Source organism: Serratia sp. J2, assembly GCF_046269175.1.
Taxonomy (GTDB): Bacteria; Pseudomonadota; Gammaproteobacteria; order Enterobacterales; family Enterobacteriaceae; genus Chania; species Chania fonticola_C.
Genome location: NZ_JBKABN010000020.1, coordinates 75,820 through 89,792, shown reverse-complemented (window position 1 = coordinate 89,792; position 13,973 = coordinate 75,820). Strand labels below are relative to the sequence as shown.

Annotated in this window: 11 protein-coding genes and 1 tRNA gene; 6 read left to right on the top strand and 6 right to left on the bottom strand. The window is 53.7% G+C overall.

Annotation, left to right across the window (positions count from 1 at the left end; genetic code table 11):
* The first annotated feature begins 15 nt into the window (after window positions 1–15).
* The 6 genes from citF (at window position 16) to ACKWMY_RS19655 (ending at window position 7,772) form a co-directional block, all read left to right on the top strand.
* Window positions 16–1,539 (top strand): citrate lyase subunit alpha, encoded by a 1,524-nt coding sequence (gene citF, locus ACKWMY_RS19680; protein WP_409486862.1) that lies wholly within the window; start codon window positions 16–18, stop codon window positions 1,537–1,539.
* Window positions 1,536–2,084, top strand: coding sequence for a citrate lyase holo-[acyl-carrier protein] synthase (gene citX, locus ACKWMY_RS19675; protein ID WP_074031787.1), 549 nt, complete (start codon window positions 1,536–1,538; stop codon window positions 2,082–2,084). Before citF ends, citX begins: the two co-directional genes overlap by 4 nt.
* Window positions 2,056–2,928 carry a triphosphoribosyl-dephospho-CoA synthase CitG gene (citG, locus tag ACKWMY_RS19670; protein WP_024531093.1) on the top strand — a complete coding sequence of 291 codons (873 nt, stop codon included), beginning with the start codon at window positions 2,056–2,058 and terminating at the stop codon, window positions 2,926–2,928. The genes citX and citG overlap by 29 nt, the downstream gene beginning before the upstream one ends.
* Before the next feature lie 25 nt (window positions 2,929–2,953).
* Window positions 2,954–3,532: an alpha/beta hydrolase gene (locus ACKWMY_RS19665; RefSeq protein ID WP_409486861.1), complete on the top strand. Its 579-nt coding sequence runs from the start codon at window positions 2,954–2,956 to the stop codon at window positions 3,530–3,532.
* 44 nt (window positions 3,533–3,576) lie between these two features.
* On the top strand, window positions 3,577–6,153 hold the full coding sequence (gene acnB / locus ACKWMY_RS19660) for a bifunctional aconitate hydratase 2/2-methylisocitrate dehydratase (protein ID WP_409486860.1): 2,577 nt from the start codon (window positions 3,577–3,579) through the stop codon (window positions 6,151–6,153).
* Between the two features lie 185 nt (window positions 6,154–6,338).
* Entirely contained in the window at window positions 6,339–7,772 is a 1,434-nt protein-coding gene (locus tag ACKWMY_RS19655) for an anion permease (protein ID WP_409486859.1), read from the top strand.
* Window positions 7,773–7,855: 83 nt separating this feature from the next.
* On the opposite strand, the gene ACKWMY_RS19650 is transcribed toward ACKWMY_RS19655, so the two are convergent.
* The 6 genes from ACKWMY_RS19650 to aspA form a co-directional block, all read right to left on the bottom strand.
* Window positions 7,856–7,931: transfer RNA gene (locus tag ACKWMY_RS19650), tRNA-Phe, on the bottom strand.
* Window positions 7,932–8,074: 143 nt separating this feature from the next.
* A complete protein-coding gene (locus ACKWMY_RS19645; protein ID WP_024530208.1) occupies window positions 8,075–8,650 on the bottom strand; it encodes a transcriptional regulator in 576 nt (191 codons plus the stop codon).
* Window positions 8,651–8,690: 40 nt separating this feature from the next.
* Window positions 8,691–10,421, bottom strand: coding sequence for a protein-disulfide reductase DsbD (locus ACKWMY_RS19640; RefSeq protein ID WP_409486858.1), 1,731 nt, complete (start codon window positions 10,419–10,421; stop codon window positions 8,691–8,693).
* Window positions 10,397–10,720, bottom strand: a complete 324-nt coding sequence (gene cutA / locus ACKWMY_RS19635; protein WP_021807588.1) for a divalent cation tolerance protein CutA — start codon at window positions 10,718–10,720, stop codon at window positions 10,397–10,399. The genes ACKWMY_RS19640 and cutA overlap by 25 nt, the downstream gene beginning before the upstream one ends.
* A 126-nt stretch (window positions 10,721–10,846) precedes the next feature.
* The gene (locus ACKWMY_RS19630) at window positions 10,847–12,148 is read right to left on the bottom strand and encodes an anaerobic C4-dicarboxylate transporter (protein WP_024484767.1); all 1,302 of its coding nucleotides are present in this window, start codon (window positions 12,146–12,148) and stop codon (window positions 10,847–10,849) included.
* Window positions 12,149–12,270: 122 nt separating this feature from the next.
* Entirely contained in the window at window positions 12,271–13,707 is a 1,437-nt protein-coding gene (aspA, locus tag ACKWMY_RS19625) for an aspartate ammonia-lyase (protein WP_024530206.1), read from the bottom strand.
* Between the last annotated feature and the right edge of the window lie 266 nt (window positions 13,708–13,973).

Below are 13,973 nucleotides of genomic sequence, written 5' to 3'. Positions count from 1 at the left end.
CAACGGGAAACGTCGATGATTAATGTAATTGATTCATTGCGCCAGCACTGTGCCGATGAGCATCACTGGACGCTATTCAGTGGTGCTAACGCCCATACTCCTTACCTGGCCGATGCCCGTCAAAAGCATGAGCGCAAACTGTGTACCAGCCTGGAAGACGCCATTACCCGCAGTGGTTTGCGCGATGGTATGACCATCTCCTTTCATCATGGATTTCGTGAGGGTGATAAAGTCATCAATACCGTGGTGGACGCTCTGGCCAGGCAGGGGCTGAAAAACATCACCTTGGCTTCCAGCTCTCTGATGACCTGCAATGCGCCGCTGATCGAACATATTCGCAACGGCGTTATCAGCAAAATTTATACCTCGGGCATGCGTGGCCCACTGGCAGAGGCGATCTCTAACGGGCTGATGAAGGAACCGGTGCAGATCCATTCTCATGGCGGGCGGGTGAAGCTGATCGAAAGTGGTGAAATCACCATTGATGTGGCCTTCCTCGGTGTGCCTTGCAGCGATGAGTATGGCAATGCCAACGGGACTGCAGGCCAGTCACGCTGTGGCTCACTGGGTTATGCGATGGTGGATGCACAGTATGCTCGCCACGTGGTGCTGCTGACCGAGGAAATCGTCCCATTCCCCAACCTGCCAGCCAGTATTCTGCAGACTCAGGTAGACAGCATAGTGCAGGTCACAGAGGTGGGTGACCCGGCGAAAATCAGCGTAGGGGCGGCGCGTGTGACCAGTAACCCACGCGAGCTGATGATTGCCCGAACAGCTGCCGATGTGATCGAGCATTCAGGCTATTTCAACAACGGTTTTTCGGTACAAACCGGCTCTGGTGCTGCATCAACGGCCTGCACCCGCTTTCTTGAAGCCCGCATGTTACGCCAAGACATTGTGGCGAGTTTTGCGTTGGGGGGGATCACCGGCAGCCTCGTCGATCTGCACGAGAAAGGCTTGATTGAAACCCTGCTGGATACGCAAAGCTTTGACAGTAGCGCAGCCTCCTCACTGGCAAAAAATCCGCGACATGTGGAAATTTCGACCAGCATTTACGCCAACCCGGCGGCCAAAGCGGCCTGTTGTGACCAGTTGGATATCGTCATCCTCAGCGCGTTGGAGATTGACCTCGATTTCAACGTTAACGTGATAACCGGATCGGACGGAGTCATGCGCGGGGCTTCGGGTGGGCATTGTGATGTGGCTGCCGCCGCTAATCTGACCATCGTGGTCGCCCCCTTGATCCGCAGCCGTATTCCTACGGTGGTACGCCATGTGACGACCTGCGTCACCCCTGGCGAGAGCATTGATGTTTTGGTCACCGACCATGGTATTGCGGTGAATCCTGCACGCCCGGAGGTATACCAACGCCTGTTGGCCGCGGGTCTGCCGCTCATGAGCATTGAAACACTGCATCAGCGAACATTGGAAATTTGCGGTGAACCGAAACCCATCGAGTTTGAGGATCGCATTGTCGGAGTGATTCGTTACCGCGACGGTAGCGTTATAGACGTTGTCCGCCAGGTGAAACAGCCGTGAGTAGCGCACCTGCTGTTGCGGTCACCCCGGTGACGCTGGAGGCATTGCTGGCCGCCCGGGATCGACGGGCCGAGCGGCAAAGACTCTGGTTGGAGCGCTGGCAAGAGACCCTGGTTTCACTGACGTTGGTCTGGCCTGGCGAGGTTAAAGATAGCCCACAAGCTCGTCAGGTCATGCAGGTGGCACTAATGACGTTTGGGCAGTTGGTTCAGGGAGCCGGGTGGGGGATCAGTCAGCATCAGGTTTTCTGGTTGCCTGAAGGCGCGGAGGCTTTCTGGGCGGTAACGGCGCCAGCAGTGGCGGTAAAACGTGCCACGGTTGCGTTGGAAAACCATCACCCTCTAGGGCGGTTATGGGATATGGATGTTTTTAGCCCACAGGAGGGGTTATTGAGCCGCAGTCGTTTCGGGCAACCCGCTCGCACCTGTCTGGTTTGCGATGAACCTGCACATGCTTGTGCCCGTTCTGGCAAACACCCGCTATCGCGGTTGTTACAGAGTATAGAGGACAAGATTGATGACTACGTCAACAGCTTATCAGTGTGAGCCCATTACTGCTGGCACCATTGCGCAATGGGCCGTCGAAGCTTTACGACGTGAAGTGGAACTGACTCCCAAACCGGGATTGGTGGACCGGGAAAGTAATGGCGCTCACCGTGATATGGATTTGCCGTTGTTTCGCCGCAGCATCGCGGCGATAGCTCCCTGGTTCAGTCGTTTCGTCACGGTGGGTGAACTGTCGGCCAACGAGAAAGGCTACGTGGCCTTAAGTAAGGTGAGGCCGGTGGGACTGGCGTGTGAGCAGGATATGTTTCGGGCTACCGGCGGAGTGAATACTCACAAGGGGGGCATTTTCTCGCTGGGCTTGTTGTGTACGGCGGCGGGGCGCCTGGCGGGGCAGCAGCAGGCGATCACCAGCACCACTCTTTGCCAGGCAGTATCGTCCCTGAGCGCTCATCTGGTGGAACAGGAGCTGGTTCAGAGGCGTCGGGGTGTCACGGTAGGCGAGCGGTTGTATCAGCAATACGGCATGAAGGGGGCTAGGGGGGAAGCCGCCAGCGGGTTCATGACGGTACGGCAATACGCATTACCTGCATGGCAGCAGGCTTGCAAAGCCGGCTACGCGGAAGAACAGGTGTTATGGCATGTGCTGCTGACGCTGATGGCGCATAACTGCGATACCAATCTGGTGTCGCGTGGCGGGCTTGCTGGTTTGCGTTTTGTACAACGCCAGGCCCGGCAACTGTTAGAGATGCAGGACGCAGGGCTCGCCGAGCGTCGCAGGGCGTTGATTATGCTGGATCAACGGATGACCGCGGATAACCTCAGCCCGGGTGGCAGTGCCGATCTGCTGGCTGTGACCTGGCTATTGGCTCAGTACCCATGCTGACGGGGTTTAACAAGGATCGAGGCTGATGCACATGACAGAAGTGGACAGCGCCCTGGCCGAGGTGGCGGCACACCTGACCATGATATTGGTCCCTGGGGTGCGCGACAGCGGTGAGGAGCATTGGCAAAGCTACTGGTCCCGGCGTTTTCCATCGTGGCGCAGGATCCGCCAGCGGGACTGGTTTCAGGCAGATTTGGACAATTGGGGATTAGCTATCCGTCGGGAGCTATTGGCCTGTAAGCAACCGGCTATTTTGATCGGACACAGCTTTGGTGCCTTGGCGTCATGTTATGTCGTCCAGAGTGGGATTTCGGGAGTGGCCGGAGTGGTATTGGTGGCACCGGCTGAGCCGCTACGTTTTGAATTAGAAGAGCGCATCAATAACCAGCCTTTGGCGGTACCGAGCCTGGCATTTGCCAGCCATAACGACCCGTTAATGCGTTTTACCCGCGCAGAATATTGGGCACGGGTATGGGGTAGTGAGCTGGTTGATGTCGGTGAGGCAGGGCATATCAATGCGGAATCCGGGTTTGGTGCCTGGGACTATGGCCTGACACGGGTGGGGCAGTTTGCTAAGCAAGTGATCAATAAATTCAATGAGTAAAATATTTTTAACATGAATTTTTAATGGGTTTTCAGGAGAAAGCAATGTTAGCCGACTATAAGCAACATAGCGCTGAGCGCGCCGAAAAAGGCATCCCACCCAAACCATTAATGGCCGAACAAGTGGCCCAGCTGGTTAAATTGCTGCAATCAACGGTACCGGACGAAGGGGATTTCTTACTGCAATTATTAGCTCACCACGTGCCCTCCGGGGTGGACGATGCCGCAAAAATCAAGGCGGAATTTCTTGACCATATTGCGCAGCAAAAAGCTGACTCCCCGATGATAACCCGAGAAGAAGCGGTGCGCCTCTTAGGTACGATGCAGGGGGGATATAACGTACAGCCATTGATAGACTTGCTTGATGATGAGGTATTAGCCCCTTTGGCTGCCAAAGAGCTGGCTGCGACGTTACTGGTTTTCGACAAATTTGCCGAGGTTGAAAGCAAGGCCCGGCAAGGTAATGTACTGGCTCAGCAGGTTCTTCATTCTTGGGCCGACGCGCAATGGTTTACCTCTCGCCCAGCGGTAGCAGAAAAAATCACCTTAACGGTGATGAAGGTGACGGGAGAAACTAATACTGACGATTTGTCTCCTGCGCCAGAAGCTTGGTCACGCCCTGATATTCCACTGCATGCGCTGGCGATGCTGAGTGTTCCCCGTGAGGGCATCACGCCCGATCTGCCAGGCATCATCGGGCCTGTCAGCCAGTTAGCGGCGTTAAGCCAGGCCGGTCATCCTTTAGCCTATGTGGGGGATGTTGTCGGCACCGGTTCATCGCGCAAATCGGCAACCAATTCGATCTTATGGTATATCGGCCAGGATATTCCTTTTGTACCCGGCAAACGCTGTGGCGGCATAGTGCTGGCGGGGAAAATTGCGCCGATCTTCTTCAATACGCTGGAGGATTCGGGGGCACTGCCGATTGAAGTAGACATCACCTCGCTGGAAATGGGCGATGTGATCGACCTTTATCCAGCCCAAGGCGAGATCAGTCGCCATGGCAGTGAAGATGTCGTGAGCCGGTTTGTGTTAAAAAGCCCGGTACTTTTGGATGAAGTCAGGGCGGGGGGACGCATTCCGCTGATTATTGGCCGTGATCTCACTGCTAAAGCGCGTACTTCATTGGGATTGCCGCCTAGTGAGGTGTTTCGCCAGGCTGCTGTTCCGGCAGAAAAGCACACCGGCTACACCTTGGCACAAAAAATAGTGGGTAAAGCCTGTGGCACCGTAGGGGTGCGCCCGGGGCAGTATTGTGAGCCAAAAATGAGCACGGTAGGCTCGCAGGATACTACCGGTGGCATGACGAGGGATGAGTTGAAAGATCTTGCCTGCCTGAGGTTTTCTGCCGATCTGGTGATGCAATCGTTTTGCCATACGTCGGCCTATCCCAAGCCAGTCGATGTTAATCTGCAACAGACATTACCTGACTTTATGACCCAACGAGGTGGGGTTTCACTGCGCCCCGGTGACGGCATCATCCATTCATGGTTAAACCGTATGCTAGTGCCGGACACTGTGGGGACTGGGGCTGACTCCCATACCCGATTCCCGATAGGCATTTCATTTCCTGCAGGTTCGGGGCTGGTGGCTTTTGCGGCGGCAACCGGGATTATGCCATTGGATATGCCCGAATCGGTCTTGATCCGTTTTCATGGTGAGAGGCAACCGGGGATCACACTGCGCGATTTAGTGCACGCCATTCCGTATTTCGCCATCAGAGAGGGCCTGCTGACGATTGCAAAGCAGGATAAAAAGAATGTGTTTTCAGGCCGTATCCTCGAAATTGAGGGGTTGACGGGGCTGAAGGTTGAACAGGCATTTGAACTGGCCGACGCTTCAGCTGAACGCTCTGCGGCGGCGTGTACGGTTAAACTCGGCCAACCCGAAGTTGAAGAGTATCTAAGATCCAACGTGGTGTTACTCAATTGGATGATGACACAGGGTTATCAGGATCGGTCGACTCTCCGGCAACGAATCAAGGAGATGGAGGCCTGGCTGGCCAACCCTCAGTTATTGAGTGCAGACTCTGATGCCGAGTATGCCGCTGTTATCAATATCGATTTGTCTGAAATAACACAGCCGATCCTGTGTGTGCCTAACGATCCTGATGATGTTCATTTACTTTCTGAAGTGGCAGGCGAAAAAATTGACGAGGTGTTTATTGGCTCATGCATGACCAATATCGGTCACTTTCGTGCCGCCGGTAAGCTGTTGGCGCAGCACAAAGGTGAGGTTGCGACACGTTTCTGGCTAGCTCCGCCAACAAAAATGGATGCGGTACAATTGAGCAATGAAGGCTACTTCAGTCATTTTATCAAGTCAGGAGCCAGGATCGAGCCCTCAGGATGTTCACTTTGTATGGGGAATCAGGCCAGGGTTAAACCGGGAAGCCATGTCGTTTCAACCTCAACCCGCAATTTCCCCAATCGGTTAGGTGTGGATGCCAAGGTTTATCTAGCCTCTGCTGAATTAAGTGCGATAACGGCCATGACGGGGCAACTTCCTGAGGTGGACGAATATCTTGGCTACATGGCGAATATAAGTGATACCGCTCAGGATACTTATCGCTATTTGTCATTTAACACCATGCCTTTTTATCTGGGGGGTAATGCCAGTTAAATTAATCGGTACGCGTTGCATTATTGATTAAAAGGTCGTGCCTCTCAGGCTTTTATCGGGCAATGCCTGAGGGGCATTTGCGTCAATATTATCAAATATTATCTTAATCCGTTTGAGAGGAAATAGGGTGGTGAGTTCTATAGCCAATTATTTAAGCGATTAATATGATATATAGGTGAATGATTATGATAAAAACCAATGTATGGAAAATGGGGGTGATCTTGGTAATCCCTCTGCTGGTATTTGTTATTCCCGCACCCGAAGGCCTTTCTCCGATGGCCTGGCAGCTTTTGGGGATTTATTTGGCAGCGATTATCGGATTGGTGATTAAGCCCTACCCCGAACCGGTGGTGTTATTGACAGCAGTTGCCGCATCCGCTGTGGTAATTGAAACGTTGGGTGACGGCAAACTAAAATTTAGTGCAGCGTTAAGTGGCTATGCATCAGGGACCACCTGGCTGGTTTTTGCCGCATTTACCCTAAGCGCTGCTTTCGTCACCACAGGGCTTGGAAAGCGTATTGCCTATAAACTGATTGGGCGGATAGGCAGTACCACGCTGGGGCTCGGCTATGTCACGGTATTGCTTGATTTGATCCTTGCCCCGGCGACGCCGTCAAACACCGCCCGAGCTGGTGGCATAATTTTTCCTATCATCAATAGTATCGCGGTGGCCTTAGGCTCCGATCCCGAGAAGAGTCCGTGTAAGGCCGGGCGTTTTCTTATGATCAATATCTATATGGTAACGAAAACCACCAGTTATATGTTCTTAACGGGCTTTGCTGGCAATGCGTTGGCATTGAGCCTGATGTCCGACATTTTTCATATCAAGATAAGTTGGCTGGGTTGGGCGTTGGCAGGAGGGATACCGGGGTTAATTATGCTGGCGGTTATTCCCTACATCACTTATAAGATCTCACCCCCAGAGTTGAAATGTATCGACAATAAAACCCTTTCTGCTGAAGGCTTGGCTACCTTAGGCCCTATGACGAAGAGGGAAAAAGGGTTGATGATTATATTTCTGTTGGCATTGCTAGGCTGGATATTCTCCGGTGAGTTAGGGATTGATGCGGCGACCGTTGCGATTATTGTGATGGTGCTTGCCTTGCTTTCTGGCGTGGTCAGTTGGGATGATATTCTAAAAAACAAAGGTGGATGGAGCACGCTGATTTGGTATGGCGGGATTATTGGCCTGAGCAGTACCTTATCCAAGACCGGTTTTTTCACCTGGTTAGCCGATTGGTTTTCTCATCACTTTACCTTTAGCGGTTCAGGTAATTATGTGGTGATTATACTGCTGTTGATCAGCATTTTTATCCGCTATCTGTTTGCTTCCGGCGGTGCTTATGTCGCCGCGATGGTACCGGTTTTTGCCACTGTCGGCATGGTGGCTGGGGCGCCGCCGATGATCCTGGCTTTAGCCATATTATTCTCCAACTCCTATGGCGGATGCATTACCCACTATGGTGGAGCCGCTGGGCCTATCGTTTTTTCTGCTGGCTATAATGACATCAAATCATGGTGGATCACCGGGACTGTGATTGCCTTACTCACGTTCGTTGTACACGTGATGATTGGAATGCCGTGGTGGCAGTTTTTAATCAGTCAGGGTTTTTTGTAGAGGAAAACGTTTAGCGGGCTTATAACGGGGGGAGTTTTAACCCAAAAGCAAAAAACCCGCCATAGGCGGGTTCTTCTAAATGATGGTGCCCGGACTCGGAATCGAACCAAGGACACGGGGATTTTCAATCCCCTGCTCTACCGACTGAGCTATCCGGGCAACGGGGCGCATTAAACCGTATTGGCCGTGCGGCGTCAACGGATTTGTGACGAAAAACGTGAAAACAGCGCCGATTGCTGGCTTTTCAGGCAAAGGCCGCGTAATTCTACCTCTGTTGCCACCAGGTCACAGCGTTGCGCGCTTTAGCTTAACGCACCGAACTTACGGCACTGGGCAATATGCAAGATATCTTCGGCCAGCCGTTTGGCTACGGCGACATCCTGCAACTGGCGTTTTATCAGTAACTTGCTCAAGCAACCCTCCTGCACCAACTCCATTTGTTGCGCTACCGAGTCGGCGTCGTCGGCATCCATCTCACGCAACAGATCGCGGGTGAAGTCCAGTGAGGTGAGCTTCTGCTGCTCGGCCAGTTGATGGATCGGGTGGTCGCTCTCAGGGAAGAAGCTACAGGCGGCAATAAACAGGCAGCCAGGGTAACGTTCATTCTGTACGTGCTCTGCCAGCACGTCATAACGCGCCAGCAGCTTTTGCTGCGGGCTCAACGTCTCATCAAGCTGCAACTGGCGGCGCCAGGTATCAATTTGTTGGCCGTGGTAGCGCAGGCAGTCATACAGCAGTGCCTCACGGTCTGGCCAGAACGGTTTGAAATCGCTGTATGGCACACCCAGTTTTTCTGCCAGCATTTCCAAGGTGGTGGTCGCCAGGCCCTGTTTTTCCAACAGCTCCAAGGCTGTATTTAAAACCTGTTCACGTTGCACTAGTGCTCCCTCCAAAAAATCTTCTGAAACTCAGTGTCGTTTACCGAGTGGTTTTCTGCAAATGTGCGTCGAAGGCTTCTGCGTTCATAAAGCCCGTCACGCGAGCTGCGGGTAACTCTTTGCCATCTCGGTCAAAGAACAAAATGGTCGGCAAGCCAAGCACCTGCAAGTGCTTGAGCAAGGCTGCCTGTTCGGCATTGTTGGCCGTTACGTCGGCCTGCAGCAACACCGTATCGGCCAATTGGGCCTGCACCGCCGGATCGCTGAAGGTGTACTTCTCAAACTCTTTGCAGGCGACACACCAGTCCGCATACAGATCCAGCATTACCGGCTTGCCCTGCGCCTGTTGCAGCGCCTGGTTAAGCTGCTCAACGTTACTGATACGGGTGAAGTTCAGATGTGGCTGGGCCGCCTGCTCAGAGGCGGCGTTGCCGAATGCCCAGTCTTGCAATGGGCGCGCCGAAATCACCAGCGCCGCCAGTAGCAGCACCTGGATGGCTCGCGTCCAGCCACGGGATGATTTCAGGCTCAGGACGAATGCCCAGCCGAAGAATGCCAGGCCGAGCAGGCTCCACAGGCGCAGCCCCCAGACGTCGCCGATCACCCGCTCAAGCAGGAACACCGGCAGCGCCAGGATCACAAAGCCAAAGGCTTCTTTGACGTACTGCATCCACGGGCCGCTGCGTGGCAGCAGGCGGTTGCCGAAGAGCGTCACGATCACCAGCGGGATACCCATCCCCAAGGCATACAGATAGAGCGTGCCACCACCGGCCCACATATTACCGCTTTGGGCGATGTACAACAGGATGGCGCTGAGTGGGGCGGTGGTGCATGGCGAGCAGATCAGGCCTGCCAGAGCGCCCATCACAAACACGCCCACCAGCGAGCCACCCTGCTGGGTGTTGCTCCAGTTGGCCAGCCGCGTTTGCAGTGAAGAGGGGAGCTGCAAGGAGTAGCAGCCGAACATGGACAGAGCCAGGGCGACAAACAGCACCGACAGACCGATCAGCACGTAAGGGTGTTGCAGCGCGGCCTGGAACTGCAACCCGGCGGCGGCAACCACCAGGCCGAGCAGGGTATAGGTCAGCGCCATGCCTTGCACATATACCACGGCCAGCACCAGAATGCGCCCGCTGCTGTGTGGCCGCTCACGGCCCAGAATAATGCCGGAAATCAGCGGATACATCGGCAACACGCAAGGGGTAAACGCAATACCGATACCAATCAACAAGGCCCACAGAGGGGAGAAGGGCAGATTGGCTGGTGCTGTTTCTGCTGTTTCTGCTGGTGCTACGGCTACCGCTACCGCTTCTGCGGGCTCTGCGGCAAGCGGCACTGCACTCAGTGGGATCACGCGGGTTTCCGGTGGATAGCAGAAACCGGCCTCAGCACACCCTTGATAGGTGACGCTCAGGCTGGCATTGTCACCCGCCTGCAACAGGGGAATGCTCAGGGCCAATGGCTCCTTGAATATCGCCACTTCACCAAAGAATTCATCTTTATGCTTCAGCCCGGCGGGCAGTTCGAACTGGCCTAGCGTTGCCTGCTGTGGCACCAGCTTGATTTGCTGGCGGTACAGGTAGTAACCAGGGCGGATTTGCCAGCTTAGCGTCAGTTGGGGGCCCTGTTGTTTAAAATCAAAGGCAAATGCCTGATCGACGGGGACGAACTGGTTGCCCGCGTTTTGGCCGAACAGTGAAGCCTGAGCCGCAGCGGGCAGGAAGAACAGGCTGCACAGCAGCAATATCAGTTTAATGAGGCGTTGATCCATGACAGGTAATCTTTATCTCCAGCCATCACCGGCAGTACCAACAGTTCGGGTGTCTGGTACGGGTGATGTTGTTTCAGGTAGGTGAGTAGCGCTTGCTGATGCTGGCGATCGCTTTTAAACAGCATCTGCACTTCGTATTCCTGTTGCAGTTTCCCTTCCCAGTAATACAGCGATGTTGCCCCAGGCAGCAGCGTGGCGCAGGCCGCCAGTTTCTCCCCCAGGACGCGTGCCGCCAGCTCTTGCGCTGTGGCTTCATCGGGTGCGGTACAGAGTATGACGATAGCTTCGCAATCAGACATCTTCGGCCCTCTCAACCAGGTTTGGTAACAGGGCACTATACCCTGAAGCGGTGTTGGCTAGAAGGTTAGATTATCAGCAGCAGGGGAATGCGGAGGAGAAAGCGGGGCCGAAGCCCCGCTTGAGGATCACAGAATAACGCTGCCAATCAGGAAGCCGAAGATGACGGCAAACGCCACGCCCAAGGTGCCAGGGATCAGGAACGGGTGGTTAAACACGAAGCGCCCGATGCGTGTCGTTCCGGTATCGTCCATCTGTACCGCCGCCACCAGGGTAGGGTAGGTTGGCAGAATGAACAGGCCAGAAACGGCAGCAAAGGAAGCGATCGCCGTCAGCGGGGTGACGTTCAGGGCCAGCGCCATCGGCATCAACGCTTTGGCAGTGGCGGCCTGAGAGTACAGCAACGCCGAACAGAAGAAGAAGATCACCGCCAGCAACCAAGGATGGGATTGGATCACGGTACCTGCAGTCTCTTTAATCCAGTCAAGGTTGGCCTGCACAAAGGTGTCACCCAACCAGGCTACGCCCAGGATACAGATACAGGCGCTCATTCCGGCCTTAAAGGTGCTGGAGTTCAAAATCAGGTCGGTTTCGATGCGACACAGGATGGTGGTTAGGGTGGCCACGCTCAGCATGATGATCAGGATGGCATTGGTGGTGTTCATCAGCGGCGTCGTCACCAGACCCATGCTTGGGCTGTTGATGATGGCATAAGCCACTACGCTCAGTACGCCAGCCAGGAACAGCAGCACGGAGGTTTTTGCACGCGGTTTGATCACGATGACGTTCTCACCACGCAGGGCAACCAGACCTTCTTCGAAGCGCTTTTGATACACAGGATCGTCAGACAGCTTTGAGTCAAACAACCAAGTAACCAGCAGCGACATCAGTATCACAGCCAGGAAGGTGGAAGGGATCACCACCATCAGCAAGTGTAGGTAACTCACGCCGTGGCCTTCCATAACGGAAGACATATACACCACCGCTGCCGAGATAGGCGAAGCGGTTATGGCAATCTGTGCGGAAACTACGGCAGTAGACAGTGGACGGCAAGGTTTGATGCCTTGCTCTTTAGCCACTTCTGCAATTACCGGCAGGGCCGAGAGGGAGATATTACCGGTACCGGCGAAGATGGTCAGGAAATAGGTGACGATTGGGGCCAGAATAGTGATGTATTTTGGATTTTTGCGCAGCAGCTTCTCGGTTTGCTGCACCAGATAGTCCATCCCGCCAGCGACCTGCATGGCGGCGATAGCGGCGATAACCGCCATAATGATTGAAATAACGTCGAAGGGAATGCTGCCTGGCTTAACGCCGATCATCGCCAGTACCAATACCCCAAGACCGCCTGCAAAGCCTATTCCGATACCGCCCAGTCTGGCCCCCAAAAAGATGGCCAGTAGAACGATCACCAATTCTACTACTAGCATAGTGTTTACCCCTTAAAATGGATTTTTATGAAAACCAAAGGTTGCAACTTTGTATTCTTAGAAAGAAAAAAGGCACGCTATCCAGAGGATTAGCGTGCCTTTCAGGCTACCGGATGAGTCTATTATTGTTCATTTTCATCTGTATAGCGTTTCGCCTTATAGGCCGGGTGCATCAGGTTCTCTACGGAGAAGATGTCATCCAGCTCAGCTTCGGTCAGTAAACCGCGTTCCAGCACGACTTCACGTACGCTCTTGCCGGTTTCAGCACAGATCTTGCCGACAATGTCACCGTTGTGGTGGCCAATGAACGGGTTCAGATAGGTGACGATACCGATAGAGTTAAATACGTAGTACTCGCACACTTCTTTGTTGGCGGTAATACCGTTAATGCATTTTTCCAGCAGGTTATAGCAGGCGTTGGTCAGAATGTGAATCGATTCAAACATCGCCTGGCCAATCACCGGCTCCATCACGTTCAACTGCAGCTGGCCTGCTTCGGCGGCCATGGTAACGCAAGTGTCGTTGCCGATCACCTTAAAGCAAACCTGGTTAACCACTTCTGGGATCACCGGGTTCACTTTGGCTGGCATGATTGAAGAACCGGCCTGCAGTTCAGGCAGGTTGATTTCGTTCAGGCCAGCGCGTGGGCCGGAAGACAGCAGACGCAGGTCGTTACAGATCTTGGACAGTTTGACCGCCAGGCGCTTGTGCGCACTGTGCACCATTACGTAGGCACCACAGTCGGAGGTGGCTTCGATCAGGTCTTCGGCAGGTACCACCGGCAGGCCACTGACTTCCGCCAGTTTCTTAACCGCCAGGTGTTGATAACCTTCCGGGGTATTCAGCGCGGTACCGATCGCCGTTGCGCCCAGGTTCACTTCCAGCAGCAACTCTGCGGTACGGTGCAGGTTACGGGTTTCTTCATTCAGCAACACGCTGAAGGCATGGAATTCCTGGCCCAGGGTCATTGGCACTGCGTCCTGCAACTGGGTACGACCCATTTTCAGGATGCTTTCGAACTCTTTGGCTTTACGGTCAAACCCTTCACGCAGTTGGTTGATAGCATCGATCAGTTTCTGGTTGGAGGCGTAAACCGCGATGCGGAACCCGGTTGGGTAAGCGTCGTTGGTAGACTGACACTTGTTGAGGTGATCGTTAGGGTTCAGGTATTGGTATTCACCCTTCTGGTGGCCCATCAGCTCCAAGCCGATGTTTGCCAGTACTTCGTTGGTGTTCATGTTCAGCGAGGTGCCAGCACCCCCCTGGAACACATCCACCGGGAATTGATCCATGCATTTGCCTTTATCCAGTACTTCATCACATGCCTGGATGATGACGTCGGCAATTTTACGTGGGATGGTTTGCAGCTCTTTGTTTGCCATGGCGGCGGCTTTTTTTACCATCACCATGCCGCGCACAAACTCAGGAACGTCGCTGATTTTACTGTTGCTGATATAGAAGTTTTCAATCGCACGCAGAGTATGAACACCGTAGTAGGCTTCTGCTGGGACTTCACGTGTTCCTAATAGGTCTTCTTCGATACGAATGTTGTTTGACATGAGAACCTTCTCTATGTTGCTGCCGAATATAATTATGTGCAGGATAACAAAATAATGTTGCCGAGCGGGTCAACTGCGGAAGTATTGACCGCAGCTATTGTCGCTGCCCAGATCATATGCTGGTTGGTAATAAATGAATGAACGTAGATCACTATCTGGTGCTTCAGCAAATGACAGCTTTTGATTTCTGTGAAGAGCTTCACGTTTGCAACATAGAGAATAAAAAAGATCGCCCGGTTGAAATGGCGGCCGGAAGCCCCCATTGT